Annotated in this window: 22 protein-coding genes; 8 read left to right on the forward strand and 14 right to left on the reverse strand. The window is 70.4% G+C overall.

Annotated elements, in window-relative coordinates; translation table 11 throughout:
* Positions 1-118 precede the first annotated feature (118 nt).
* Both AB0D49_RS13050 and AB0D49_RS13055 read left to right on the forward strand, forming a co-directional pair.
* Positions 119-949: a helix-turn-helix transcriptional regulator gene (locus AB0D49_RS13050; protein WP_362755478.1), complete on the forward strand. Its 831-nt coding sequence runs from the start codon at positions 119-121 to the stop codon at positions 947-949.
* A complete protein-coding gene (locus tag AB0D49_RS13055) occupies positions 946-1,158 on the forward strand; it encodes a DUF397 domain-containing protein (protein ID WP_362755481.1) in 213 nt (70 codons plus the stop codon). Before AB0D49_RS13050 ends, AB0D49_RS13055 begins: the two co-directional genes overlap by 4 nt.
* A 121-nt stretch (positions 1,159-1,279) precedes the next feature.
* On the opposite strand, the gene tgmA is transcribed toward AB0D49_RS13055, so the two are convergent.
* From tgmA to AB0D49_RS13080, 5 genes are all read right to left on the reverse strand, one after another.
* The gene (gene tgmA, locus AB0D49_RS13060) at positions 1,280-1,636 is read right to left on the reverse strand and encodes a putative ATP-grasp-modified RiPP (protein WP_362755485.1); all 357 of its coding nucleotides are present in this window, start codon (positions 1,634-1,636) and stop codon (positions 1,280-1,282) included.
* A 17-nt stretch (positions 1,637-1,653) separates the two neighbouring features.
* Complete coding sequence (locus AB0D49_RS13065; RefSeq protein ID WP_362755487.1) at positions 1,654-1,920, reverse strand: hypothetical protein; 267 nt, start codon at positions 1,918-1,920, stop codon at positions 1,654-1,656.
* On the reverse strand, positions 1,920-2,357 hold the full coding sequence (locus tag AB0D49_RS13070; RefSeq protein WP_362755490.1) for an ATP-binding protein: 438 nt from the start codon (positions 2,355-2,357) through the stop codon (positions 1,920-1,922). The genes AB0D49_RS13065 and AB0D49_RS13070 overlap by 1 nt, the downstream gene beginning before the upstream one ends.
* Positions 2,358-2,421: 64 nt before the next feature.
* Positions 2,422-2,778 (reverse strand): hypothetical protein, encoded by a 357-nt coding sequence (locus AB0D49_RS13075; protein WP_362755493.1) that lies wholly within the window; start codon positions 2,776-2,778, stop codon positions 2,422-2,424.
* 347 nt (positions 2,779-3,125) lie between these two features.
* Positions 3,126-4,370: a helix-turn-helix domain-containing protein gene (locus AB0D49_RS13080; RefSeq protein ID WP_362755496.1), complete on the reverse strand. Its 1,245-nt coding sequence runs from the start codon at positions 4,368-4,370 to the stop codon at positions 3,126-3,128.
* Between the two features lie 340 nt (positions 4,371-4,710).
* On the opposite strand from AB0D49_RS13080, the gene AB0D49_RS13085 reads away from it, so the two are divergent.
* Positions 4,711-6,075: a transcriptional regulator gene (locus AB0D49_RS13085; RefSeq protein ID WP_362755499.1), complete on the forward strand. Its 1,365-nt coding sequence runs from the start codon at positions 4,711-4,713 to the stop codon at positions 6,073-6,075.
* A 209-nt stretch (positions 6,076-6,284) separates the two neighbouring features.
* Here AB0D49_RS13085 and AB0D49_RS13090 read toward each other — a convergent pair whose 3' ends face one another.
* Positions 6,285-7,463, reverse strand: coding sequence for a helix-turn-helix transcriptional regulator (locus AB0D49_RS13090; RefSeq protein ID WP_362755502.1), 1,179 nt, complete (start codon positions 7,461-7,463; stop codon positions 6,285-6,287).
* 109 nt (positions 7,464-7,572) lie between these two features.
* On the opposite strand from AB0D49_RS13090, the gene AB0D49_RS13095 reads away from it, so the two are divergent.
* Positions 7,573-8,598, forward strand: a complete 1,026-nt coding sequence (locus AB0D49_RS13095) for a transcriptional regulator (protein ID WP_362755505.1) — start codon at positions 7,573-7,575, stop codon at positions 8,596-8,598.
* A 130-nt stretch (positions 8,599-8,728) separates the two neighbouring features.
* On the opposite strand, the gene AB0D49_RS13100 is transcribed toward AB0D49_RS13095, so the two are convergent.
* The 3 genes from AB0D49_RS13100 to AB0D49_RS13110 form a co-directional block, all read right to left on the reverse strand.
* Entirely contained in the window at positions 8,729-11,521 is a 2,793-nt protein-coding gene (locus AB0D49_RS13100) for a hypothetical protein (RefSeq protein WP_362755508.1), read from the reverse strand.
* Between the two features lie 472 nt (positions 11,522-11,993).
* On the reverse strand, positions 11,994-13,550 hold the full coding sequence (locus AB0D49_RS13105) for a sodium:solute symporter family protein (RefSeq protein ID WP_362755511.1): 1,557 nt from the start codon (positions 13,548-13,550) through the stop codon (positions 11,994-11,996).
* 215 nt (positions 13,551-13,765) lie between these two features.
* Complete coding sequence (locus tag AB0D49_RS13110; RefSeq protein WP_362755514.1) at positions 13,766-14,554, reverse strand: SDR family oxidoreductase; 789 nt, start codon at positions 14,552-14,554, stop codon at positions 13,766-13,768.
* Positions 14,555-14,630: 76 nt separating this feature from the next.
* Here AB0D49_RS13110 and AB0D49_RS13115 point away from each other — a divergent pair, with 76 nt between their 5' ends.
* Positions 14,631-15,491 carry a hypothetical protein gene (locus AB0D49_RS13115; RefSeq protein ID WP_362755517.1) on the forward strand — a complete coding sequence of 287 codons (861 nt, stop codon included), beginning with the start codon at positions 14,631-14,633 and terminating at the stop codon, positions 15,489-15,491.
* Between the two features lie 9 nt (positions 15,492-15,500).
* Here the strand turns inward: AB0D49_RS13115 and AB0D49_RS13120 are convergent, their stop codons facing one another.
* Together AB0D49_RS13120 and AB0D49_RS13125 are read right to left on the reverse strand one after the other, a co-directional pair.
* Positions 15,501-17,267 (reverse strand): MFS transporter, encoded by a 1,767-nt coding sequence (locus AB0D49_RS13120; RefSeq protein WP_362755818.1) that lies wholly within the window; start codon positions 17,265-17,267, stop codon positions 15,501-15,503.
* A 260-nt stretch (positions 17,268-17,527) separates the two neighbouring features.
* Positions 17,528-20,023 carry a D-alanyl-D-alanine carboxypeptidase gene (locus AB0D49_RS13125; protein WP_362755520.1) on the reverse strand — a complete coding sequence of 832 codons (2,496 nt, stop codon included), beginning with the start codon at positions 20,021-20,023 and terminating at the stop codon, positions 17,528-17,530.
* 191 nt (positions 20,024-20,214) lie between these two features.
* Between AB0D49_RS13125 and AB0D49_RS13130 the strand changes: the two genes are divergently transcribed.
* The 3 genes from AB0D49_RS13130 to AB0D49_RS13140 all read left to right on the forward strand — a co-directional run bounded on the left by AB0D49_RS13130 (position 20,215) and on the right by AB0D49_RS13140 (position 22,622).
* Positions 20,215-20,967 (forward strand): GPP34 family phosphoprotein, encoded by a 753-nt coding sequence (locus AB0D49_RS13130; RefSeq protein ID WP_362755522.1) that lies wholly within the window; start codon positions 20,215-20,217, stop codon positions 20,965-20,967.
* A gap of 319 nt (positions 20,968-21,286) precedes the next feature.
* Positions 21,287-22,147: a helix-turn-helix transcriptional regulator gene (locus tag AB0D49_RS13135; RefSeq protein ID WP_362755525.1), complete on the forward strand. Its 861-nt coding sequence runs from the start codon at positions 21,287-21,289 to the stop codon at positions 22,145-22,147.
* 283 nt (positions 22,148-22,430) lie between these two features.
* Complete coding sequence (locus tag AB0D49_RS13140) at positions 22,431-22,622, forward strand: DUF397 domain-containing protein (protein ID WP_362755528.1); 192 nt, start codon at positions 22,431-22,433, stop codon at positions 22,620-22,622.
* 154 nt (positions 22,623-22,776) lie between these two features.
* Here AB0D49_RS13140 and AB0D49_RS13145 read toward each other — a convergent pair whose 3' ends face one another.
* The 3 genes from AB0D49_RS13145 to AB0D49_RS13155 all read right to left on the reverse strand — a co-directional run bounded on the left by AB0D49_RS13145 (position 22,777) and on the right by AB0D49_RS13155 (position 25,260).
* A complete protein-coding gene (locus AB0D49_RS13145) occupies positions 22,777-23,661 on the reverse strand; it encodes a MerR family transcriptional regulator (protein WP_362755531.1) in 885 nt (294 codons plus the stop codon).
* A gap of 112 nt (positions 23,662-23,773) precedes the next feature.
* Positions 23,774-24,268, reverse strand: a complete 495-nt coding sequence (locus AB0D49_RS13150) for a glutathione peroxidase (protein WP_362755534.1) — start codon at positions 24,266-24,268, stop codon at positions 23,774-23,776.
* Positions 24,265-25,260 carry a winged helix-turn-helix domain-containing protein gene (locus tag AB0D49_RS13155; RefSeq protein ID WP_362755537.1) on the reverse strand — a complete coding sequence of 332 codons (996 nt, stop codon included), beginning with the start codon at positions 25,258-25,260 and terminating at the stop codon, positions 24,265-24,267. Before AB0D49_RS13155 ends, AB0D49_RS13150 begins: the two co-directional genes overlap by 4 nt.
* Positions 25,261-25,263 lie beyond the last annotated feature (3 nt).

Below are 25,263 nucleotides of genomic sequence, written 5' to 3' on the forward strand. Positions count from 1 at the left end.
TTCGTCCCTCATGCGGGGCGGGTACTTACGTTGTGTACTCCCAGCATCACCAGCGAGACATACGCTCAACAGGTCGGAGGGCTTTCCAAGCCACCTGGAAACAATGGGAGTTGAACGTATGGCCGAACCATCACCCGAACTGAATGGTGAGCCCGCGAATGGCCTTGAGTGGTTCGGGCGTGAGGTAGAAGCGGCTCTAGCCCACAAGGGAGCCACCCAGCGGGAGCTAGCCGACTTCACGGGCTACAAGGAGCCGTACGTATCCAAGGTCAAGAACGGCAAGGCACTGCCGTCGATGCACTTTGCCGAAGGGTGTGACCGGTTCTTCAACACGTCCGGCTACTTTGTCCGGTTGCTGGTCCGGGTGAGCGAGCGCGGGCACCCTGGTTGGTTCGTGCCGTACATCAACTTGGAGAAGCAGGCCAGCCGGGTTGAGGACTACTCCAACGCGCTGATCATGGGCATGTTGCAGACTCCGGCCTACGCGGAAGCCACGTTCCGGGCCACGCACCCGCGCGAAGCTGACGACCAGATCAAGACCCGAGTTGAAGCCCGGTTGGCCCGTCGAGAGGTCATGGAGCGTGACGCCCCGCCCCTGCTTTGGGTGATCTTGCACGAATCGACGCTGCGAACAGAGGTAGGCGGCCGGGCAGTCATGGCTGACCAGCTCCGCCACCTTGCCTCAGACGCAGGAAACCCCCACGTCACGCTTCAAGTTCTTCGCTTCAACGCGGGCGCCCCCGCGTCGTCCCTACCGTTTACCCTGCTTACACCAGACGACGGGGCAACAGTCCTGTACTCGGAGAGCAGGGGGCAGGGGCACGTGACGGACTCCGCGACGGCGGTAGACAACGCGCGCACGACGTATGAGCGTCTGCGGGCTTCCGCTCGCGCCCCCGAAGAGTCCTTGGCTCTGATTCGAGAAATCGCGGAGGAGTACGCCAGATGAGCAGCACGCACGGCCCCCGACCCCTGCGGTGGGTCAAGAGCACGTACAGCGGTGGCGAAGGTGGCCAGTGCATCGAGTGGGCGCCGGAGCACGCGGCTGCCACTGGTGAGTTCCTGGTCCGTGACAGCAAGGACCCGAATGGCCCGCGCCTGGCCCTGACCCGTGAGGGGTTCGCCGGTCTCGTGGAGTTCGCCAAGCGCCACGGGTGACCCGCGCCCCCACCGGCCCCCGAGTGACCGGCCCCCGCCACACGGCGGGGGCCGATGTCATGTCGGCACGGGGCACCGCCCTGGCTCGTGCCTGCCGGTCAGGATGAGGATGGATTGCATGTCAGTACAGGTCGGTTCCGGAGTCCGAGCCGGGGCCCGAGCCGTCCCCGTTGCTGGTCTCGGTCTGCGTCTCGGGCATCTCGGCCGTGATCGCGTGCCACGGGTTGCCCTCGGCCCAGACGTTGAGCTGAAGCCCCTCGCTGTAGGTGATGACGGGCGCTTCGTCCGTCGATGGGGGTGGGGACACTAAGTACCGGACTCCGAACGGGACAGTCGTTGCGGTGCTCATGCTGTGAACCTCCTGCGTTGTCGATTCGTCTGTGCGTGGTGCTGATGGTGCTCTTGCAGCCGGTCGGTTGCCGACCGTCACGCAGACAGCCGACCGGGGTAGGGCCGCCCCCGCAACAGAGCGGGTCATGAGGCGGGGGTGGAGTGTCAGCGCGGCTGGGCTGCGGATCTGCGTACGGCCACGGCGGCGTTCTGATCCCGGACGGGTACGCCCCACGCCGCCAACTGCCCCGCGAGCCAATGCGGGTCGACCCGGTACTCACGGGCAAGGCGCGCGGCGGACGTGCCGGTCGCATAGGGGTCGAGGAACGGCATCCAGTCCTCAGAGGTCCTCGTCCTCACCGAGTACACCCGCGCGCCGCCGACCGTGACGACGGGTGGTGGAAGCGCGGCCGTGAGCGAAGCCGGCACCATCACCCGGCTGCCCCTTCCTCGGGCACGGCGAGTCGGCACCAGGTCCGGGCTCCGCCGTCGCTGGTTCCCCATGCGCCGTGGCGCTCCGCGGCGGTGGCTTGGACCAGCAGCAGGCCCCGCCCGGACTCCGGGATCTCGTCCGACGGCGTCACGGGCGTCACGGGCGTCGCGTCGCCGGGTATGCCGTCGATGACTTCCACCACGAGAAAGCCGTTCCGGACCGTCAGCACGACCTGGATCTGACGGGTGCCGCTGTGGCACAGCGAGTTCGTGACCAACTCGGACAGCACGAGGGTTACGTCGTCCATCAGCTCGGACAGACCGGCGTACCGCAGCTTCGCGGCAGCGATCCGGCGCAGCACACCGACGAGACGGCGGTCTTCCTGGCGGGGCGGAGCACCGCGGTCCCGCGGTGTGACCTCGATCCGCTGGTCCATCACCAGCCGTCACCGCGCGGGTTCGCGCGGGACGCTCGTACCGCCGGTTTCGTCGTCATGGCGGTCATCGCCCCGGCTCGCGAGCCGGAGCGGCCATCGACATCGTGATGATGTCGCGCAGTTGGCGGCCGACGGCCCCGCCGTGGATGAGCGTGCGCGGGGCGCGGGTCGCGTCCAGCCAGGGCGGGGTGTCCCATCGGGTGCCGTGGCTGGGTGGCAGAGCGATCCAGCCGTACTCGCCGGTGCGGACCTCGACACAGTCGTCCACATCGGCGTCCTGGCCTGTAGTCGGCAGGACCAGCAGCGTCGCGGTACGCGAGTCCGTCACCAGGCAGGGCACGGAATGGCTGTGGTCGAGCCGTGTCATGGCCGCCATGCCGATCTGGTGCGGAACAAGGACGGCGTCGAACCGCTGTGTCATCGCGATCAGGGCGGCGCCGGGAGCTGCCTGGAGGACACCGTCCGCAGTGTCTTCGGTCAGTGGCTGCCCAGCCGGAAGGACGGGATGCGCGCCGGGCGCAGGGCAGCGGTCGTTTCCGCAAGTGCAGCCCTGACGAGGGCGCCATCGATGCCCCAGGATGACGGTCCATCCCAGCCGGGCATAGGCGCGTAAGGCATCTGCCGGTACGCGGGTATTGGTCGGCTCCACCACCGAGACCCCCAGTGTGATCACCCAGGCACAGAACGTGACGCCTTTGATCGTGGAGGACGCCGGGGGCTCCGCCCCCTAGTTTTTCTAGGGGGCGTTGCAGGCGGGAGTCGGAGGGGTCAGTGCACGAGTTCCATGTGCCGGATCAGGCCCGACAGGGCACTCGACTGCGACGGCACTCCTTTGCGGGCCATGTCGCTCACCAGGGCCCGCGCCATCGGATCGGCGTACACGTAGTACGGGGCGTCGACGGCCGCTTCCCGGAGTTTCAGGACGGCGGAAGCGCTCTTTCCCAGCCGGTGCAGGGCCCGCGCCTTGTCAATGGCGTAGTGGGTACGCCGCTCCCGGCTGGGCACCTCCTCGACGGTCGCCGCCGGTACCTTCTTCAGCCCGGCGTCCGGCTGGTCGACCTCGACGCCCACCTCGGCGGCGTGCACCGCCACGGTGCCGCGGCCGAACACCGTGTGGCTGTCGACGTCGTACCAGTTCACGCTCAGCCTGCCCACATCGGCAAGGGCCTGGTCGATGCGCGCCCACGCATCGCTCGCCTGGCTGCTGCGCGCGTGCGCGATGGCACACCTCAGGTGGAGGGCACCGCGGAGGGAGACCGCCTTGTCGAGGCTGCCCGGTCCTGACGCGTGGGGTTCAAGGTCCCTGAGGGCCGCGTCGGCGACGGCGACTGTCTCCCTCAGCGACGCCTGGTGCAGCAGGGCACCACACCGGTCCCACGCGACCGCCGCCTTGACCACCGGGTCATCGAGCTGCGTGGCTGCGCCAGCCGCGACCTCTGCGGCAATCCATGCGAGGTCGGGGTATCCGAGCTGGTTGAGAGCCATCCGCGCGGTCCGGGCAGAGTCGACCAGCAGCCGCAGAACATCGGCACGGTTGCTGCCCTGTGCGAACAGCAGCATCGTGTTCAGATCCTCGACTATCGGGGGCAGCAGTCCGGCGACCTGCGGCAGGTTCGCCGCCTGGCGGGCGACGTTCGCCTCGCGGGAGCGGCGGCGCACGTCCGCGAGGCTGGCCTGAGGGCCTTGCGGAATGAGGCCGGGATGACCGGAAAGGATCAGGCCGGTCCGACGAAGGCCCGTGCGCAGGGCCGGGATGTAGGTGTGCGCGAGGCTTCCGTTGCCGCGCTGGAGCCGGTACGGCTGGCCGAGCAGCCACACCACGTCCACGTCGCAGCGGTCAGCGATTGCGGTGATGACGGAGAAGCGATCGAGTACTTGGCGACCCGCCTCGACGTTCGCCATCCAGGACTCGGCCCGGCCGAGAAAGTCGGCCAGCTCGACCTGGGTAAGCCCGGCGGCGTTTCTGGCGATTCGCACTCGCGTGCCGATGTGCTCGTCATGGGAGAAAGGCATGATTACTCCGTTCTGACTCGACATCGGAACCGTACGCCGAACGATGACGATGCCGCTCCACTCCGGAGAGGCTCACATCGTTCGGCGTACGCGCGTTCCCGTAGCCACGGACCGGGGGGCTGCTCAGCGTCCTGCATGGCGAGACGGCCCTCCCGCCCGCCTGGCTCTCGGAGCTGGAGGGCCGGGCGACGGTGAGGCCGCCGCTGGGTGGAGGCGGGTGGGGGGGGCTGGTCGCGCGGTTCCTCCTGGAGGAGTACCTCCGCTAGAGGGCGCGCGGGTCTGCCTCGGCCGGGCCCGCGAGGAGCGGCACTTGGACCAGGCGCGACGAAGGGACGTGACGATGAGCGATGGTGAAACACCAATGAACCAGAAATTAGCCGACGCCTTCGGCCGCTCGGGACTGTCGCAAGGGGACTTGGCTCGCCGAGTGGCGGCCAGGGCCCGCCTCTACGGGCATCGGCACGTGAACCCCGACGCGTCCAACGTGCGCCGATGGTTGCAGGGAGGTATGCCGCGCGACCCCCTGCCCAAGATCATCGCTGATGTGTTCTCAGACGTGTTCAAGCGTCGTGTGACCACATATGACCTTGGGCTTGGAGAGTCGCCCGACCTTGACCGGCCCCTGACCTACAGCCCATCGTTCCAAGAGACGGTTGAGTCAGTGACCGAGTTAGGGAGAGCGGACATGGATCGCAGGAAGTTTCTCGCCGCGTCGCCGTTCGTGACAGCGGCAGGAGTCGGCCCGTCGCGTGACTGGCTGCTGAGCACCCTTGACCAGGAACCTGAGCCCGGACCCCGTGTCAGGTTGGAGGACGTGACGAGCGTCCGAAACATGTTCGCCACGTTTCAGGAAATGGACGTGATGCAGGGGGGCGGGTCCGGGCGTCTCGTACTCACCGAGTACATGAACCAGCACGTCTACCCACTTCTGCGCCGCACGCACTCGGAAGACGTCCGCCGGGCGCTGTGCAGTGCAGCCGCGGAGCAGACGTACCTGCTCGGCTGGATGGCTTATGACAGCGGTGAACACGGCACCGCTCAGCGCTACTTGATCCAGGCGCTGCGGCTGGCCGAGGAGTCGGGGGATGTCGCGCTGGGTGCACACGTCCTTGCCGGGATGGCAGACCAAGCAACGTTGCTCGGTAGCCCGAGCGAGGGCCGACGACTCGCGCAAGCGGGACGACAGGGGCTCCGCAGTGCCCACTCGCCCGCCTGCCTCGCCGATCTCTGGGCACTCGAAGCACGGGCACTCGCCCTACTCGGCGACAAGGCTGCCACGGCCAAGGCGGTCGCAGAGTCCGAAGCCGCGTTCACCCGCGTTGTTCGCGACGACGAACCCGAATGGGCAAAGTTCATCGATGGCGCCTATCTCCACGGCGAATACGCGAACGCATTCCGTGATCTCAACCAGGCAGACCAAAGCGCGGAACATGCGCGGCAATCCATCGAATACGCCCGGGAGCAAAAGCGTGCTCGGCGCGGAGCCATGTCTCATGCCGCACTTGCCGTTTCTCATCTCCAGAAACAAGACCTCGAAGCAGCACATGCAACGGGGGTTCGAACGTTGGACCTCGCCCGGCAGGTCAAGTCCTCCCGCTGCGTCGAAGCTGCCCAGGATATTCAGCACCGGATGGTTCCATTCGGTCGCCACCCTCTTGTGGCGGACTTCAACGAGCGCGTCCGACAGTTCGTGACCGCTGCATAGTGGCAGGCACAACGCCCCGTCACGCCCAAGTCTGGAGCAAGGCGGGGCGCGTGGTCACACTGCCCAGGATGAGGCAAACCCCCACCTTCCGTCGCCGTGGGACGTGGGTATCCGGCTCGGCGTGTTCAGTTCCGCTTCACGCCTCTCTTGCTTCATCAATGAATGCCGTCTGTGATGCTTCCGCTACTCATAGCAGCGAACTGCCCCTCTCAAACAAGGAGTTGCAGCGTGCCCGCCATGGTTCGCATCTCGGGTGTCAGCTTCCGGCGCCCGTCGACAACCGAACGCAGCACGTCCCGGGCGAGGGTCTGGTTGGGGAACCACTCGGGCGACGACGCTTGCACCGCGGACAACTTGCCGAACGCTTCGGTGTACTGCCCGAGACGGGCATACGCGCTCGCGACGGAGAGCCCATGACGTGCCCGCACGCTTGCCGAGGGCAGTACGGCCGATCGCGGCGCAGTCTTGCCCAGCGTCCTCGCGAGCCGAAGTGCGCGGTCGGGTCTGTCACGCACCAAGACATCTTCGACCGTCTTCATGCGGACCAAGATGGGGCCGAACGTCCGCATCTGTTCTTGTGTGGGACGTACATCCCTGGCAAGTGCGGTCGCCGCGCTGGAAGCGAACTTCAGCGCGTCCGACGCGACCCCCGGTTGGTTGTTGCGGACAGCGGCAGCCGAGACGTTCAGCAGCAGCAACCCCCACGCCGACAGTTCGTCGGAGGTGGCTCGACTGATGCGCGGCTCAAGCTCGTCCGCCCAGTGTGAGGCGGTCTTCAGAGCCTCGTCCAAGCGCCCCTGCCGCATCAGCAACCAGCACAGGCTGTTGACGGTCGCTGACGTGGTCATCCGGTCCGCCGCGTCATCCATGGCCCGCCGCAATACGATCTCGGCAAGGTCGAATTGGCGGGTGTGCGTCAGAGCACCGGCCGCCAATTGCAGCACCCGCAGCCGCTCGGAACGCCCCTTGCTTCCGAGCGCTTCCGCATCGTTGATCAGACCGGGTAGCACTGCCGCCAGGTCCGTGAACCGAAGCGCGTGGTAGTAGGGGACGGCCGCCGCCACGGCGTCGGACACGCCACGTGCGGTGGGTGGTTCATCGTCGCCGTCTACGTGGGGAGGCCGAAGCAGCGCCGCGCGTACCGGGCCCCACAGTTCGGAAGTTCCTGGTGTGGGGCCGTCCTCGGAGGGTTCCGCGACAAGGGACATGGTGGGGATGCGCAGCACCAGGGCAAGGGCCCGGAGCGTCTCCATCCGTGCCCCGTCCCGCTCCCCCTGCTCCAACTTCCGGATGGTGGAGAGGGAGACACCGGACGATTCGGCCAGCTCGGTCTGAGTGAGCCCACTAAGTTTGCGGGCTGCCTTGACTTTCTTGCCCACTTCAGTCATGGGGCCAGAGTACGACTACTGCAAGCAGTGCGTCACGGAGAGCGAGAACGGGCATGGGGAGTTGAGGGCCGGGCGAGGATGCCCGATCGCTGATCTCGGAAGGCTGGACATGGACCCTTCCCGCCGTGGCGTGTTGAGCGTCGCCCTGTTCTCCGTCGCTGTGACTGTCCCCGACTGGCCGGATGTAGTCGGGCGCATAGAGGCCGCCCAGAAGGGCGCGCGGACCCGCATCGGTATGTCCGACGTCCATACAGTCACCGCCATGACGGAGCAGCTCTCCACCATGGACGATCAGTTCGGCGGCCGTACGGCTCGACCCCTCGCCGCGGCCTTCCTCGTGAACACCGTCGCTCCGTTTCTGCGGACGGACGGCCCCGAGGACGTACGTAAGGCGATGATGTCCGCCGCTTCCGATCTCTGCTACCTCACCGGGTACATGGCGGTCGACGAGGGGCTGCATGGGCTTGCCCAGCGCTATTACCTCAAAGCACTGGAGTTTGCCGGAGCCTCGGAAGACCATCTGACGTACTGCACCACACTCCGCGGGATGAGTGTGCAAGCCGTGAACCTGGGCCAAGGTCCCACGGCCAAGCGGCTTGCCGATGCCGCGGCGGCAGCCTCGCCGCAAGCCGGTCCCCGGATGCGCGCTTTCCTCGTCGGCCAGCAAGCGCACGCAGCCGCACAGATCGGGGACCGGCGATCCGCGCTGCTGTACCTGCACGCGGCGGAAGTAGCCATGGACAAGGCGGAGTCTCGCGGGAAGGTCTTCGGTTCCTACGACCCCGCCGCGCTCAACTACCACACCAGTCGAGTGCGCTTCGAAATGGGCGATGTGCACGGAGCCATCGCGGCCATGGAGGAGTCGGACCGGCTTCGGGACGACATCTACCGACGCACGCGCGCCCACCACAGGGCGATCCTTGCCGAGCAGCAGCTGTCCGTGGGGTACCTCGAAGCGGCGTGCCATACGTGGGGCCTCGCGCTCGATGACTACCCTCTGGTCAACTCAGGCCGTATCGACCAGCGCATGACCGACATGTTCCACCTGATTCGCCCCCACCTCCGCAACCACGAGGCGCAGGCCCTGTACGAGCGAGCCCGTGCCGTCGTCCGGCCCGAGCTGATCCCGGTATAGCGACACGCCCCGCGTGCCCCCGGGAGGGGAGCACGCGGGGCGCCTGGTCACACTGTTCAGGATCGGGGCTCGCTCCGTGCGGGACTCTCGGACCGCGCCCCCGCGCCCCTGAAAGGCGCCACCGGTGTTTCTAGTTCCGGTCCGCCACCTTCCCCTCGACCGCCGGACCCGTCGGGTTGCCCTCGTCGTCGATCGGCTGGAGGCGGACGTACTCCGTGGGCTCCTGGGTCGCGTCGGTGATCGTGGGGATCGTGAGGTCGGCGGACGGGGCGCCCGCCGGGATCGTGGTCCACAGGGTCGCGTAGTCCAGCTTCGACAGCGGGACCGGCGGGTTCGGGATCTCCCAGATCACTTCGGACAGCCACTCCTGGTCGACGTCGGCCGTGGAGAGTTCCGGGCGGTCACCGGTGACGGGGAGCAGTGCGAGCCGGGTCCAGATGTCGTCGTCCGCCCGCTCGGAGAGGGACAGCCGCCAGGTCAGCGGGGCGCCCTCGGTGATGTCGTCGGCGACCGGCGTGACGCTCACCGTCGGCATCGGGTCGTCGTTCTCGGCGGTGATCCCGCCGCCGTCCGCGCCGACGACCGTGCCGCTGACCGCCTTGACCAGGATGTCGTGCTGCTTGTCCCGGCTGTAGCGGGTGTTGCCGTCGACCTTCACACTCACCTTGATCCCGGCGGTGCCGGGGCCGACCTCGACCAGTCGGCCGGTGGCCTGGCCGGTCTCCGGGTCGATCACGTACACACGGACCTTCCCGGCCTTCTGGCCGGTGGTGCGGACCGGGACCTGGTAGGTGCGGGAGCCGGAGTCGCCCTCCTTGACGGTGAGGCGGCCGATGTCGACCCGGGTGAGCGGCGCGGCCTGGGCCGCGGGCGTGCCCGGCTGCCACGACCAGGCGTCCATCAGCCACGCCTTGCCCGCACCCGAGGTCGGGGTCAGCTCCAGAGAGGCGATCTTGCTGAGGTCCAGTCCGGCGCGGGTCGCGGCGGTCAGCGGGACGCGGACCTCCTGCGCCCAGTAGGAGGAGGTGCGGTCGGTGCCGGGCAGTCCGTCGATCCGGACGCCGCCCAGCTTGGCCCGCTTGCCGTTGGCGTCCTTGACGCCGATGTCGAACCGGGTGCCGCTGCTGTTCGGCGGCACGGTGATCCGCAGGGCGACGCTCTGCGCGCCCTTGACCGAGATCGGCTTCTTCGGGGTGACGCGGGCGGTGGTGCCCGGCGTCCGCCAGTTCAGGGCGACCGCGCGGCGGCCCGTCTCGTGCTCCGGGCGCCAGGTCGCGAAGTGCGGTGAGGTGCCAGGGTCGTTGTTCCGGTCCATGCAGGCGGAGGCGCCGGGCGCGATCGCGTCGCACAGCCGGGCCCCGGTGACCCGGACCGGACCGCGCGGGTCGTCCGGGAGGAACCCGGCGCCCCGGTTGCCACCGACGGCGTGGGTCAGTACCCGGGCCGGATCGGCGGAGGGCGCGCGGCGGCCGGTGCCGTCGATCAGCGGGCGCACCCGGTCGTCACCGGCCACGAACAGCCGGGCGGCGGCGGCGATATAGGTCGCGCCCGCCCGGTGCTGCTGGTCGGCGGTGAGGCGTCCGGCGGTGCCGGGGGAGCAGAGCGGGTCGGGGGCGTCGGGGTCGTGCCAGAAGTCGTCGTCGGACGGGGCCACGGCCTGGCCCGGGGTCCACTCGGTGTTGAAGAAGTTGTGGTTGGCGCCGACCATGTAGACCGAGCTGTGCAGGGCCTTGCCCTGGCTCACCGCGCGGGTGCCGTCGGTGACGATCTGGCCCTGGAGGTCGGAGACATCCCCGTCGCAGCCCGGCAGGATCGTGAGCGAGGGCACGTCCGGCACCGGGTTCTGGCCGAAGAGGGTGGGGCCGATGTGGACCGTGCCGCGGATCTTCCAGCGGGCCGCGGGACGGTAGCCGTCCTGGGCGGCCGGCGGCTTGTACAGACTGTCCATCACCGCCCGGTTGACGCCTTCGCCGCCGCGCGAGTGGCCCACGAGCAGCACCCGGGACAGGTCGGTCTTCGGCGCCTTGCGCACGGCGTCCGGCGCGGAGCCGGGGCGGGCGGCCCAGTCGGCCCAGCGGCCGAGGTGGTTGCGGATCAGGGAGGAGCGGGCCTGGGCGCCGCCGTCCTCGGCGGCCCAGTCCTGGCCGTTGATGCCGTTCGCCGAGATCGAGACGGTGACGTATCCCTGGGAGGCCAGCAGGCGCTGGTCGCGCAGATAGCCGCGGTGGCTGGGGATCGGCTTGGAGCCCGCGGCGCAGGGCCAGTCCCCGGTGATCTCGTCGGGGTTGCCCGGGATGTAGCAGGTGGAGTGGCGGCCGTGCAGGAAGAGGACGACGGGCCGCTTGCCGGGCGCCTTCTTCGGGGCGACGACGACGCCCTGCATCTCCACCGGCTCGGGGAAGCCCGGGAGCTTGACGGAGGGGACGGTGTACTCGCCCGTGGTGGTGGCGTACCGGCCGGGCTTGCCCGGGTCGACCCCGCCCGCGGGCAGGACCGGCGGCAACTGCGGGTCGGCCGGTGCTGCCCGGCGGTCCGCGCCCGCGTCCGGGGCGGCGTCGAGACGGCGCCCCGCCGCCTGCACCTGAAGGTCCTTCAGGTCGTCGGTGCGGACCTCGTCCAGGGGGAGCCGGAAGGTCCGGCCGTCGTCCAGCGGCCTGGGTACGCCCATGAGTTCGCCGTTCGCGTGGAACTCCACCCGGGCGTCACCCATGGGGACCGGCTCGTCCGCGCGCCACTCCAGGTGGTCGCGGCCCTTCTCGTCGGTGATGCTCCAGCCGGGCGGCAACTCGCTCCCGGCGTCGGGTGTCCCGGTGGCGGTGCGTATCTCCGGCGGCGCGGGGACGGCGTACGCCCCCGCAGGCGCCACCCCCGCCACTGTCAGCACCGCTATCGCGGTGGCCCATGATCTGCGGGCGCGTATCACAGTTTCTCCTCGCGCTGGTTCGTCCGCGCGGCCGTTCGATGGTCGTGCGCACGACCGCGCTCTTGTCCACCGAGAGGGAGAAGAGCAGCCGACGGTTGCGTCCCCGGGCCGGATGATCGGCGGCGTCCGGAACCGGGGACGGCCGGGCGTACGACGATGGGGCCCCGGACTCCGGGAACCCGTCGCCCGTCCCCGGGGCGACCGGACGTACGAGAAGGGGTCCCGCACCCGGTGAACTCCTGGCCTGGCGTACGACGAAGGGGGCGCACCCGGGCAACCCCTGGCCGGGCGTACGACGAAGGGGTCCCGCACCCGGGGAACTCCTGGTCGGGCGTACGGCGAAGGGGGCGCACCCGGGGAACCCCTGGCCGGGCGTACGACGAAGGGCCCGCACCCGGGGAACCCCCGGCCGGGCGTACGGCGAGGGGTCCCCCAGACCCGGGGAACCCCTCGCCGTACCGCGCCCGCCCGGTCAGTCCTTCACCGGCGCCGCTCCGGACGCCTGGGCCGGGATCGCCGCGGCGGCGGAGTCGTCCCCGTCCGTGTTGATCCGCTCGATGATCGCGTCCCGCTCCGGGGTGTCCTCCGGCTTGACCAGCCCGATCACGATGTACAGCACCAGCGAGACGGCCAGCGGCACCGACACCTGGTACTGCAACGGCACCCCGCCCTCCACACTCCAGTTGATCGGGTAGTTGACCAGCCAGAAGGCCAGCAGACCCGCGCCCCAGGAGGTGAGCGCCGCCGTCGGGCCCGAGCGCCGGAACTGCCGCAGCAGCCCCAGCATCATCGGGATCGCGATCGGCCCCATCAGCCCGGCGACCCACTTGATGACGACGGTGATGATGTCCTTGAACGCCGGCGAGTTGACCTGTGTCGCCACCGCCATCGACAGCGCCAGGAACACCACCGTGGTCAGCCGCGCGGCGATCAGCCCCGACCGGTCCGACCACGTCCGCGCCTTCGCCGACAGCACCGGCGCCACATCCCGGGTGAAGACCGCGGCGATGGCGTTGGCGTCGGAGGAGCACATCGCCATCGTGTGGGAGAAGAACCCGACGATCACCAGCCCCAGCAGCCCGTGCGGCAGCAACTGCTCGGTCATCAGCGCATACGAGTCCGACCCGTCCGGTTTCTGGGACTCCACCAGCAGCGGTGACATCCACATCGGGAAGAACAGCACCAGCGGCCAGACGAGCCACAGCGCCGCGCTCAGCCGCGCCGACCGCTCCGCCTCCTTCGGCGTGGGCGTCGCCATGTACCGCTGCGCCTGGTTGAGCATCCCGCCGTTGTACTCGAACAGCTTGATGAACAGGAACGCCAGCAGGAAGACCGTCCCGTACGGTCCCACCAGCGGCTTCTCATGGCCGTCCAGCTCCGGGCGGTCCCAGACGCCGAAGAACCCGCCGTAGTCGCCGAGTTCCACCAGCACCGCGACGAACATCGCGAGCCCGGCCAGCAGTTGGATCACGAACTGCCCCAGCTCGGTCAGCGCGTCCGCCCACAGCCCGCCGATCGTGCAGTAGATGCCGGTCACCACACCGGTGATGAGGATGCCCTGGTTCAGGGACACACCCGTGAACACGGAGAGCAGGGTCGCGATCGCCGCCCACTTCGCCGCCACGTCCACGATCTTCAGCAGCATCCCGGACCAGGCCAGCGCCTGCTGGGTGGGCAGGTTGTACCGGTTCTTCAGATACTCCAGCGGCGAGGCCACATGCAGCCGGCCGCGCAGCCGGTTGATCCGCGGCGCGAACAGCTTGGACCCGATGGCGATCCCGAGCGCGATGGGAAAGGACCAGGTCACGAAGGAGGTGACCCCATAGGTGTAGGCGATGCCCGCATAGCCGGTGAACATGACCGCGCTGTAGCCCGACATGTGGTGCGAGATGCCGGACAGCCACCACGGCATCTTGCCCCCGGCGGTGAAGAAGTCGCTGACGTTGTCCACCCGCTTGTGGGACCAGACACCGATCGCGACCATGACGCCGAAGTAGCCGATGAGCACGGCCCAGTCGAGACCGTTCATGAGCCCCCTTCCACAGTTCCGTCCAGAAATACGCCTGTTGTTCCGCCTTGTGAACGCCTCGTGACAGCCCGCTCATCGTCCGGGCGGCGGCGCGGACACGACAAGGAAGCTGAGGGTCAAGAGAACGTAAAATCGTTCTGCTTGATGACCTCAGTTCACGGATCTGAACAGAACCGACAGAGAAAGACCCTTCGGTAGACGCCCCCCGACCCCCCTCAGCGCATCAACTCCCCCGCGTTGACCAGCAGCGACTGCCCCGTGATGGCCCGCGCCCGGTCCGACGCCAGGAATGCCGCCATGTCTGCCACGTCCCCGTCCGTGGCCAGCTCCGGCAGCGCCATCCGCTCCGTCAGCCGGGCCAGCACCACCTCCTCCGCCACTCCCTCCGACCGCGCGGTGAACGTCACGAACGCCCGCACCGCGGGCCCGTACATCCACCCCGGGACCACCGTGTTCACCCGGATGCGGTCCGGCCCCACCTCCCGCGCCAGCGAGTACATCGCGCTGGTCAGCGCCCCCTTGGACGCCGAGTACGCCGTCTGCCGCACCTCCGAGGCCGCCGCCACCGCCGACTGCGTACCGATGAACACCACCGACCCGCCGCCCCGCTCCCGCATCCCCGGCAGACAGGCCCGGGTCATCCGCAGGGTGCCCAGCAGATTGATGTCCACGATCTGTTGCCAGGTGGCGAAGTCGGCGTCCTCGACGCCCCCGAAGTAGCTGTCCCACGCGGCCACCTGCACCAGCGCGTCCACCCCGCCGAACCGCTCCCGCGCCAGCGCCACCAGCGCCGCGCACTGCCCCTCGTCGGTGATGTCGGTCGCCCGGTACGCGGTCCGGGTGCCGTCCGGGTCGACCTCCGCCGCGCACTGCCTCAGCCGGTCCTCGGTCCGCGCCCCCAGCACGGCGTTCCCGCCGTCCCGGACCACGGCCGCCGCCACCTGATGGCCGAGCCCCGCCCCGACCCCGGTGACGACGACGGTCTTGCCTGCGAGCAGTGACATGGGGGCCTCCCCGACCCTGGCGGATTGTCTGACGGGGCGTCAGAGTATGGGCGACCGCAGAAGGAGGGAAGCTCCCATGTCGGACGCGAGCGACGAGACGGCCGGAACCCGAGGCGCGGCGGACTATGCCGAACTGGCCGCCACCGGACCCTATGGAGTGCGGCCCGGCCACGCCCTGATCACCATGGTCGAGCCGCACCCGGGCCACGAGTACGCCTACAACCGCTGGTACGAGGACGACCACTACTACGCGGGCGCCATGGCCATGCCCTGGATGTTCGCGGGCCGCCGCTGGGTCGCCACCCGCGATCTGCAACTGCTGCGCGTCCCCGAGAAGTCGGCGGTCGCCCAGCCCGTCACCACCGGCTGCTACCTCTCCACGTACTGGATCACCGAGGGCCGCCACGGCGACCATATGAAGTGGACCGTCGCCATCAACCAGCGGCTCAATCGGGACGCCCGCGTCTACCGCGACCGCACCCATGTGTTCACCGCGTTCCAGGACCACGTCACCACCGTCTACCGCGACGGCGCCGCCGGCCCCCGCGACCTGCACGCCCTGGACCACCCCTACACCGGCCTCGTCCTCCAGGTCGTCGACGCCCCCGACGCCGCCGGGCGCGACGCCCTCACCGAGTGGCTCACCGCCCGCCATCTCCCGAAGCGCCTCGCGGGCTCCCCGGCCGCCCTCGTCACCGTCTTCCGCCCGGTCCCGCTGCCCGGCGACCGCATGAGCTACGTCCGCCAGGTCGAGGGCGTCGACACCCGGCTCACCCTGCTGTGGTTCCTCCAGAGCGACCCGCGCGCCTGCTGGGACCCGCTGTTCACCGGCCTGGACGAGGCGATCACCGCGTCCGGCCTCGGCCGCCTGGAACTCCTCGCCCCGTTCGTCCCGACGATCCCCGGCACGGACACCTACGTGGACAAGCTGCGCTGAGACGCCGCTCTACGGCTCCACCCCGGTCACGCCCTCCCGCAGCTCCCGGGGACAGGGCGTCCCGCGCGGCAGCTGATAGGGCGCCCCCAGCCGGTACGTCCCGGCCTGCGGCGCCAGCAGCACCGTCCACTTGTCGCCCCGCGCGTCCTCGGCCGCCTCCATCACACAGCCGTTGACGTTGTCGTACGTCTTCGGTGTGCCCTCGGGCCGGTCCTTGGACGCCGCCGACTCCTGCGGCGGCTCCACGCCCTTGCCCTCCGCGTCGACCAGCCCCAGCCACGGCGAGTACGGCACCCGGACCAGCACCTCGCCCGGCCGGCTCACCCGGATCGTCCAGCCCTCCTGCCCGGCCCGCTCCACCGTGGCCGGCGGATCGGCCAGCGGCGCCGGATCGGTCACCTCGAACAGCTGCCAGTTGGCGTCGCCCCAGATCTGCGTCAGATACGGCAGCCCGCGCTGCACCAGCTCCCGTTCCCGCTCCCCGCCGTCCCCGTCCGGCGCGCCCTTCGGCAGCACCACGAAGTGCACCGCCCAGCGCTTGAGCCACTCGTGGTAGTTCGCCGAGTTCAGGGTGTCGTCGTAGAAGAGCGGATTGCGCTCCATGTCGGCCTGCCGGTTCCAGCCCCGGGCCAGATTCACATACGGGGCCAGCGCGGACGCCTCCCGGTGCGACCGCGCCGGGACCACCTCCACCCGGCCCTGGTCGGCACCGACCACCTGCAACTCATTGACCAGCGGCGCCAGCTCCCGCGCCCAGGACGCGGCCGGAGTGGTGTGCACGACATCGTCCACCGACTTGTAGCCGATCCACCCCACGAACCCGACGATCGCCGTCACCAGCGCGTACCAGCGGCGCGAGCGGGCCACCGTGAACGGCAGCGCCGCCACCAGCGCCACCCCCGCGAACAGCATCGGCAGCCGGGTGATGTTCGACCCGATCTGCGAACTGACCAGCCACACCAGCAGCACCGCCAGCGCGTACACCGCCGACGTGATCCGTACGGTCTTCCAGGCGGGCGGCACGGCCAGGAACACGAACACCGCGTACAGCAGCGGCAGCGCCGCGGAGCCGAACGACATCGGCTGCGTCCCGGAGAACGGGAACGCCCACGCCGACACCGCGACCACCGCGACCGGCGGCAGCCCCAGCACCCAGGCGCCCGGCCGCCGCTTCTGGAGGAACAGCGCCGCCGCGACCAGCCCCACGAACAGCCCCGCCACCGGCGACGCCATGGTCGCCAGCGCCGCCAGCGGCGCCGCCACCAGCGCCTTCGCCACCCGCCGGTACCGCCACTTGTACGGCCAGCAGAACACCGCCGCGACCGCGCCCAGCGCGAACAGCACCCCGAGCCCGAACGTCACCCGCCCCGAGGCCGCGTTGCACAGCAGCGCGAACACCCCGGCCAGCGACGCCCACAACGGATTGCGCACCGCCCTGATCCGCACCAGCATCAGCGCCAGCAGCGCCGCCGACACCGTCCCGGCGATCATCATGGTCGTCCGCACCCCGAGCACGGACATCAGATACGGCGACACCGCGCTGTACGACACCGGGTGCATCCCGCCGTACCAGGCCAGGTTGTACGCCGAGTCCGGATGCCGCCCCGCGAACTCCGCCCAGGCGTCCTGCGCCGCCAGATCCCCACCGCTGTTGGCGAACGTGAAGAACCAGACCAGATGCAGGACCGCCGCCAGCACGGTGGCGAACAGCACCGGATGGGTCAGCGCCCGGCGGCGCCGCGGTACGCCCGCCCGCCCACCGGAACCTTCCCCTATTCGCGGCCCGCTTCCCGCTCCCGCCGCTCCCGGCTGCGTACCCCTGTTCCCGGCGCGTGTCGGCTCCGCAGTGGCCACCTCAAGGCACTCCCCGTGTCCCGTCTTCTCCCGGCGGTTCCGCTGTCGGCCGTGTCTCGTTCGTCCCGGCTCCACCGCGCGGTCGTCACGACCGCCGACCTGTCCGTTTCGTGACGCTAGCAGACACCCCGCCGACGGGCTCCGGGGTGGGTGCCCGCCGACGGGGTGCTACGCGTCCGGGTTCAGCCGATACGGGTGAGCCGGTCCGTCCAGCTCGGCTCCGCCAGATCCCGCTGGAGCGCCACCGGCACCGAGACCGCGCCGCCGCTGCCGTCGCCCACGGTCAGCGAACCGACCTGGGTGCCCGCCTTCGCCGTGCGCGGCAGGTCGTTCCCCTTGAACGACAGCTCCACTTCCAGGCCCGCCCAGCCGACCGCGTTCACGTCCCGGGTCGCCACCACCGGCGTCCGCCCGCCGAGCCCGTCGTCCACATACCCGACGACATCGCCCTTCTTCAGCAGCGTCTGCGCGGTCAGCGCCTGCTGCGCGGCCCGGATGAGCTGGTCACCGGCCGACAGCGCGCCCTGGAGGATGGTGTTGTCCGAGCCGCCGGCCGGCTGCCGCACCACCGCGCCGACCACGGTCCGGGTCGCCCCGCCGACCTCCTTCTTCGCCGCGAACAGCAGATTCCCGAGCGCGGAGGTGGTGGTCCCGGTCTTGATCCCGACGACGTCGTTGTGCCCGACCAACTGGTTCCAGTTGGAGTGATTGGTCCCCTGGTAGTCGTCGTACGACATCATCGCCGCGACCTCACGGAACACCGGCTGCTCCATGGCGGCCTTGCCCAGCTTCACCTGGTCCACGGCCGTCGACACCGTCGAGTCGTTCAGCCCGGAGGGGTCGGTGTACGTCGTGTTGGTCATGCCGAGGTCCTCGGCGGCGGCGTTCATCTTGTCCACGAACGCCTCGTCGGACCCGGCGTCCCAGCGGGCCAGCAGCCGGGCCACATTGTTCGCCGAAGCGATCAGGATGCTCTCCAGCGCCTCCCGCTGGGAGATCTGGTCCCCGGCGGTGACATCCACCGTGGACTCCTGACCGGCGTCCGACTCGTCCTCGGCGCGCTGGTCGATGTCGATCATCGGACCCTCCGCGCCACTCTTGAGCGGATGGTCACGCAGAATCAGATAGGCCGTCATGACCTTGGCGACGCTCGCGATCGGCACCGGCTTCTGCTCACCGGAGGAGCCGAAGGAGCCGATGCCCTGGACGTCCAGCGCGGCCTGTCCGTCCGACGGCCACGGGATGTCGACCTTCCCGCCCTCGAAGGTGTGGTTCTCCTGCGCGGTCAGCGCGAGGGACGGCGCCGGGAGCGGACGGACGGTCTGTACGACCGCAAACACGATGAGCAGCAGCAGGACCAGCGGGGTCCAGATCTTGACCCGCCGGACCACCGTCCGCAGCGGGGTCGCCGGGGGCGGCGGCGTGTTCGTCAGCTCGGCGAGCAGATCGAGCGGCGGCCTCGGCGGCAGCGGCTGCTGCGTGGTGAACTCCGGCCCGACCTGGGGAATCGCGGTGGTACGGGTCTGGCTGGCGACCGGCGGCGCGGGCTCCTCGGGCGCGGGCGGCGCGCTGGGCCGCTCCAGGGGCTTGAGGGCGACGAACTTGCTGGTCCGCTCGGCCTCACGCTCCGGGGTGGTGGCCGGGGGGAGCTTCAGCATGGTCGTCGGCTGATCGACGGTCCCGGTGTCTGTCCCGGTGTCTGTCCCGGTGTCGGTCCCGGTGTCTGTGTCGGCGTCCGTGGCGTCCTGGGCGGCGGGTGCCGCGGGCTCTTCGGGTGCCTTGTCCGGGGCTTCCCGGTCGGCGGCTCCGGAGGCGGTGTCGTCGCCGGTGTCGCCGTCGGTGTCCTGGTCGGCGCCCTTGCCGTCGACGCCCTCGGTGTCGCCCTCGCCCTCGGTGTCGGCGTCCGTGTCCGGGGTCGCGCCCGCCTTCAGCGCCTCCGCCGTGAGCATCAGCGTGGCGTCGGCGGGCTTGGGCGCCGGCTCGGCCCCGGTGTCGGCCTCGGCTTCGTCGCCGTCCCGCGCGGAATCCCGGGCGCTACCGGCACCCTCCGCGGTCACCTCGTCCGCGTTGTCCGCGTTGTCCGCGTCGTCCGCCTCGTCCGCGTCCCGCGGCTGCCGCGGAGTCCCCGGCTCCGGTGAGGCGTCCTCGGCGTCCCCGGCGGCTTCCGGGGCCTCCCGGGCGTCCTCGGGGCCGCCCTGGGCGTCCTCGGGGCCCTTCCCGGCGTCCTCGGGGGCGTCCTCCGGGGTCGCTATCGAAGCCTGCGCCCCCTCGCCGCCCTCGCCGGGACCGCCGTCACCCTCGCCGTCGCCCCGGTCGTCGTGCCGGTCGGCCTCGTCGTCCGCCGTCACCCACCCGGCCACCGCCTCCCGCAACCGGTCGCCGTCAGCCGCAGCCGCAGCCTCAGCCCCGGCATCGGTGTCAGTACCGGCATCCGCGCCACCGTCACCGTCGCCGTCCCCGCCCCCCGGCCCGGTCGTCGGCGGGATCGTCAGTACCCGGGTCGCGGAGTCCGGTGCCCGGTCCGGCGCGGAGTCGGTCGACGCTCCGTCCGGACGGGACGGCTCGCGGGTGACGGCGACGCGGGGGTCACGGGGATCGGGAACCGGTGTCCCGTTCCCCGACGTCGGTTCTGCCGACGACTCGCGCTGCTTCGACCTGTCGGGGGACTCGCCCGCCACCGATGCCTCCTCTGCGCCGCACGCTTCCCGCGCGCTGTCCGAACCATGTACCAGTGTCCTGTGTGGGGGCTTGGCCCCTGCGGTAGACGAGAACGACATACCTACCGGTTCCACTACGAACCGGTCACGCACCCTCGACAGACCAATGTGAGAGGGGTCACCCTGTCATTCATCCACGCGGGGAGGCATGGATGGGCAGGAGCCGCAGAACAATTCCGGAGGAGCTTCTGCTGCTGGCACTGGACCCGACCACGGGTACCACTGCACAGCCGCAGTCGCTCGACCTCGGTCTGGCCGGAGCACAGCTAGTGGAGCTGGCGCTGGCCGGACGGATAGCCCCAGACGGGGATCGTATCGCCGTGGTGGTACCACGGCCGACAGGAGATCCGACTCTGGACTGTGCGTTGGAGCTGCTGCGCAGGCGCGGCGCTCCGGTGCGCGCGGTCCACTGGATCGGCGGGCCACGACTCGGGCTGCGCCAGACCTATCTCTCGCATCTGGAGCGGTGCGGCATGGTGCATGCCGTGGCGGGCCAGATGTGCGGGGTGCTGCCGACGACGCGCTATCAGGCGACGGACACGGCGATCAGCCGGGAGATCAGGTCCCGGCTGGATTCGGCGATCCGTACCGGCGTGCCACCGGACCCGCGGACCGCGGCGCTCGCCGCGCTCGCCCACGCGGTCGGGCTCGGCAAGCATCTCTACCCGGGCAACGAGGGCCGTTCCTCGCGCTCCCGGCTGAGGGATCTGATCCGGCACGACCCGATGGGCGGGCTCGTCGCGCACGCCGTGATGGACGTCCAGAACGGTGTGGCGGCACAGCCGCGCCGCAACCCGGCGACGGCCGCCCGACCGGCACCGGCGGGCAGGCCCGTAGCGGAACCCGCCCGCGGGGTCCCGGCGCAGCCACGCCGGGGTTCCATGGTCCGCGCCGTGGCTCACTGAGCCGCAGTCACGGCGCGGCACGCACACCCCAGACCCGGTACGGGAGCCGCTGGTCCGAGCGGGGTGGTGGGACCGTCATGGTCCCGCCGCCCCGCTCGGTGGCATGTTCCGCGCCGGTACGCGCGCGTCGCGGTGCGGGCCGCGGGGCGCGCCGGGCATGTCAAGGGGCGTGAAGGAGGAGTGAGGGCGTGAACTGGCGTGTCCCCGCTGCATATCCGCCGTTTCCCAGCGGTAGTAAGCACCTTGGTGGCAGTCTGCTGAACAGCAGATACGCATAGTTGCAGGTTTTTTCAGGCACGCAGCCGGAGGTGCACGTCCCGTGGCGTCGAATGTCAATCCCACCGTCAGGCGACGCCGGCTGGGCCAGGAGTTGCGCCGGCTCCGCGAACTGAAGGGCATGACCGCCGAGGAGGTCGCCGAGCGGCTGCTGGTCTCCCAGTCGAAGATCAGCCGGCTGGAGAACGGACGGCGCAGCATCAGCCAGCGCGACGTCCGCGATCTGTGCGGGGTGTATGAGGTCGAGGACGTCCGGATCGTCGACTCGCTGATGCAGATGGCCAAGGACTCCCGCCAGCAGGGCTGGTGGCACTCCTTCGGCGACATCCCGTACAGCGTCTACATCGGTCTGGAGACGGACGCCGCAAGCCTCAGGGTGTACGACCCGCAGGTGATCCCGGGGCTGCTCCAGACCCGGGGCTACGCCGAGTCGCTCATCATGGGCGCGCTGCCGGAGGCGGCCCAGACGGACATCGACAAGCGCGTACAGGTGCGGATGCGGCGGCAGGAACGTATTTCTGCCGCCGAGAACCCGCTCAGGCTGTGGGCGGTGCTGGACGAGGCGGCGCTCCGCCGCGAGGTGGGCAACCAGCAGGTGATGATCGAGCAGTTGGAGCATCTGCTGGAGATGTCCCAGCTGCCGCATGTCACCGTGCAGGTGATCCCGTTCTCCATGGGCGCCCACCCGGGAGTGAGCGGTCAGTACGCGATCCTGGAGTTCCCGGACGCGGCCGACTCCAGCGTGGTCTACATCGAGGGTGTGACCAGCGATCTGTATCTGGAGAAGCCGCAGGACGTGGGCAAGTACAGCGTGATGTACGAGCATCTGCGGGCGCAGGCGCTGAATGTGGAGCAGACCCGGCAGTTCGTCTCCGGCGTGGCGAAGGACTACGCCCGCGCCTGAGCCCCGCCCCGCGGTGTCCCGTCCGTCGAGCCCGCCCGCTGCCTTCACCCAGAGTGACCGAAGAGTGCTCGGATCATGCCTCTGGAATGTGCGGCGGGGCATGTTACAGGGTGGCGCGGTCCGGAGAGAAGGGTCTCCCGGAATATGCCCCCCGGACGGGTGAATGCCTCCTCCGCTTTTGAGGGTTGGCGAGTAGCGTCGATCACGCCATCAAGCAACAACGTTGGCGCAAACCGTGTGCAGCACGGTGACAGCAACTCAGCAACTGCTTACCGGAGCGAAAATGGCAATCACACAGGGCGCGACGGACACCTGGATCAAGTCGTCCTACTCCCAGGGCAATGGCGCGTGCGTCGAGATCAAGTCCCCTGTCCGGTCGGCCATGGCCGTCCGCGACTCCAAGGTCCACGAGGGCCCCGTCCTGGCCTTCCCCGCCGACGCGTGGAACGCGTTCGTGGCCTCGGTCGCGTCGTAAGGGGAGATCTTCCTGACCCTCCGTAACCTACGACCACAACTCAACAAGCAGCACCCACGAGCCCTCTCGACCAGCCCGCCGTCCTAGCCGAGAGGGCTCGGCTTGTGCCCGGACCCTCGGCGCACCTCCGGGACGCCGCTACCCCGCTACCCCGTTACTCCACGGGGAACGCGATGTCGCACACCGGGTCCCCCGGTCCCGCCGCGTCCCAGTCGGCGAAGTACACCTCCCGTGGCGGCCCGGTCCGCCGCAGCCCCTGTCCGGCGATCCACTGCTCCACCGCCTCGTAGGCGGCCAGGATCTGCGGATACGCCACCTGCGCCTTGGTGATCCGGGTGAACGCCAGCCGCCGGGCCGGTTCCACCCGCACCGCCGTGTCCCAGGCCCGGCCGTGCTCCGCCGCCCAGGTCCGCGCCGCCGCCTCGTCGGCCACCGGCACACAGGACTCGACGGGGCCGTCGCTCTCCTGCGACACCTCGGCCTGGTAGACCACGAAGGGCGGCGCGACCGGGCCGCCGCAGTCGCGGGCCGCGCCCACCAGACGGCCGAGGGACGCGCCGATCCAGGCGGGCAGTTCGTCCGCCAGGGTGTGCCTGGTCTCGGTGATCACCACCTGACGTGCCGTGTCCACCGTCTCGACCTCGAACATCCCGTCCATCGCGGAGTCCTCTCCCGACAGTCGTCCACGGAGGTACCCGGCGAGCGTCCGCTGTCCGGCGACCCTGGTCTCCACCTCGGCCCAGTACCCGGCGAGCAGCCGGGCCGCCTCCGGACCGTCCGCCGCGACCACCCCGGCGATCCGCGCCAGCGGCATGTCCAGCCGCCGCAGCAGCGCCACCAGCCGGGCCCGCTCGACCTGTTCGGCGCGGTAGTAGCGGTAGCCGCTGGCCGGGTCGACATGGTCCGGGCCGAGCAGCCCGAGCCGGTCGTACAGGCGCAGTGCCTTGGCGGAGAGCCGGGAGCGGGCGGCGAAGGCCCCGATGGTCAGAAAGCCCCCGGGGTCCCCCGCGCCGCTGTCGCCGTCGCGTTCGTGGTGCACGTGGTCATCCTCCGTCACCGGGCGCTGGGGGCCCGGTGACGAGGACGCTCGTGTCTGACCCAGGGGCAGGGTCAAGCGCGGGAGCCCGCGAGACAGGCAGACCGGCCGGCGGTCAGCCGAGCTGGGCCTCGACGGCCGTGGTGATCTCGTCCGACTCGGGGTCGGTCTGCGGCGCGAACCGGGCGACGACGGTGCCGTCCCGGCCGATCAGGAACTTCTCGAAGTTCCAGCGGATGTCGCCGCTGTGCCCCTCGGCGTCGGCGAAGCCGGTGAGCCGGGCGTACAGCGGATGCCGGGACTCCCCGTTGACGTCGATCTTCTCGGTCAGCGGGAAGGTGACGCCGTAGGTCGCGGAGCAGAACTCGGCGATCTCCTCGGCGCTGCCGGGCTCCTGCCCGGCGAACTGGTTGCAGGGCACCCCGAGCACGGTCAGCCCGCGCTCGGCGTACCGCTGCTGGAGCCGCTCGAGGCCCGTGTACTGCGGGGTGAGGCCGCACTTGGAGGCCACATTGACGATGAGGACCGGGCGCCCGGCGTACTGGGCCAGGTCGGCGGGCGTGCCGTCGAGGGAGTGGAGGTCGACGTCGAGTACGGAGTGTGCCGTCATACCGGAGAGCGTAGGCGGTGCGGCGCGGTGCCGTCGGCGGCGTCCAGCAGGACCTGGCCCGCCGCCGTGCGTTCGTAGTAGACGGACCGGCCCGCCGGGCGGCGCTCGACCAGCCCGGCGTCGAGCAGCACCCGCAGATGGCGGCCGACGGACCCGAGCGGCTGCCCGGTGACGGCCACCAGCTGGGTCGTGGTCATCGGCGCGGCCAGCAGGGCGAGGACCCGGGCGCGGGCCGCGCCGAGCAGGGCACCGAGGGCGGCCGGTGCGGGGGCCCGCCCGGACGGGTCGGTGAGGGCCCCGGCGCACGGGTACACCAGGGCGTAGGAGTCCGGCTCCTCCCAGGCGACCCAGCCGGTCTGCGGGGTGACCGGGACCAGCAGGAGCTGGGCGCCGGAGATCTCGCGGGGCGGGTACTCGTGGTGGTTGACCTGGAGGCGGCTCTCGCCCAGCCAGCGGGTGCCGGGCCGCAGGGCGTCCAGGACGGCCGCCCAGCCGCCCCGGCTCACCTGCGCGGTCCGGGCGACGACATCGGCCTCCAGCACCCGGCGGCGGCGCGGCCAGTAGGGCCGTACGGCGTCGTCCCAGAGGTCGGCGAGGAGGCGGGCCGCGCGGTCCGGGAGGTCGTCGCGGTCGAGGGCGGGCGGCAGCGGACCGGCGAGGGAGACCCGTACCTGGGCGCGGGCGGCGGCGGGATCGGTGCCGCGCACCCGGGCGAGCGCGTCCTCGAACCCCTCGCCGTCGCGGGGCGTCGGCGTCAGGAAGTCGGCGATCCAGTCCCGGCCGAGTCCCGAGCGGACCAGCAGCGCGGTGACCGGGTCGGCGGCCAGCCGCGCCCGGTGGCCCGGCAGATGCCGGTTCAGCCACTCCCGCTCGCCCGGGTGCGCCCCGGCGCCGGAGTGCAGCAGCTTCAGCGAGGCGAAGGTCTCGGCGTACGGCGAGAGCAGGAAACGGCTGCGGGCCAGTGTGTCGGCGTTGACCTGCCACCACCCCATGGA

This window comes from Streptomyces sp. NPDC048290 (assembly GCF_040652095.1).
GTDB lineage: Bacteria > Actinomycetota > Actinomycetes > Streptomycetales > Streptomycetaceae > Streptomyces.

Bases quoted from the DNA above. Each gene is read 5' to 3' on its own strand.
- AB0D49_RS13050 (WP_362755478.1), top strand. From the start codon at position 119: ATGGCCGAACCATCACCCGAACTGAATGGTGAGCCCGCGAATGGCCTT.
- AB0D49_RS13055 (WP_362755481.1), top strand. From the start codon at position 946: ATGAGCAGCACGCACGGCCCCCGACCCCTGCGGTGGGTCAAGAGCACG.
- tgmA (WP_362755485.1), bottom strand. From the start codon at position 1,636: ATGACCCGCTCTGTTGCGGGGGCGGCCCTACCCCGGTCGGCTGTCTGC.
- AB0D49_RS13065 (WP_362755487.1), bottom strand. From the start codon at position 1,920: ATGGTGCCGGCTTCGCTCACGGCCGCGCTTCCACCACCCGTCGTCACG.
- AB0D49_RS13070 (WP_362755490.1), bottom strand. From the start codon at position 2,357: ATGGACCAGCGGATCGAGGTCACACCGCGGGACCGCGGTGCTCCGCCC.
- AB0D49_RS13075 (WP_362755493.1), bottom strand. From the start codon at position 2,778: ATGACACAGCGGTTCGACGCCGTCCTTGTTCCGCACCAGATCGGCATG.
- AB0D49_RS13080 (WP_362755496.1), bottom strand. From the start codon at position 4,370: ATGCCTTTCTCCCATGACGAGCACATCGGCACGCGAGTGCGAATCGCC.
- AB0D49_RS13085 (WP_362755499.1), top strand. From the start codon at position 4,711: ATGAGCGATGGTGAAACACCAATGAACCAGAAATTAGCCGACGCCTTC.
- AB0D49_RS13090 (WP_362755502.1), bottom strand. From the start codon at position 7,463: ATGACTGAAGTGGGCAAGAAAGTCAAGGCAGCCCGCAAACTTAGTGGG.
- AB0D49_RS13095 (WP_362755505.1), top strand. From the start codon at position 7,573: ATGGACCCTTCCCGCCGTGGCGTGTTGAGCGTCGCCCTGTTCTCCGTC.
- AB0D49_RS13105 (WP_362755511.1), bottom strand. From the start codon at position 13,550: ATGAACGGTCTCGACTGGGCCGTGCTCATCGGCTACTTCGGCGTCATG.
- AB0D49_RS13110 (WP_362755514.1), bottom strand. From the start codon at position 14,554: ATGTCACTGCTCGCAGGCAAGACCGTCGTCGTCACCGGGGTCGGGGCG.
- AB0D49_RS13115 (WP_362755517.1), top strand. From the start codon at position 14,631: ATGTCGGACGCGAGCGACGAGACGGCCGGAACCCGAGGCGCGGCGGAC.
- AB0D49_RS13130 (WP_362755522.1), top strand. From the start codon at position 20,215: ATGGGCAGGAGCCGCAGAACAATTCCGGAGGAGCTTCTGCTGCTGGCA.
- AB0D49_RS13140 (WP_362755528.1), top strand. From the start codon at position 22,431: ATGGCAATCACACAGGGCGCGACGGACACCTGGATCAAGTCGTCCTAC.
- AB0D49_RS13150 (WP_362755534.1), bottom strand. From the start codon at position 24,268: ATGACGGCACACTCCGTACTCGACGTCGACCTCCACTCCCTCGACGGC.
- AB0D49_RS13155 (WP_362755537.1), bottom strand. From the start codon at position 25,260: ATGGGGTGGTGGCAGGTCAACGCCGACACACTGGCCCGCAGCCGTTTC.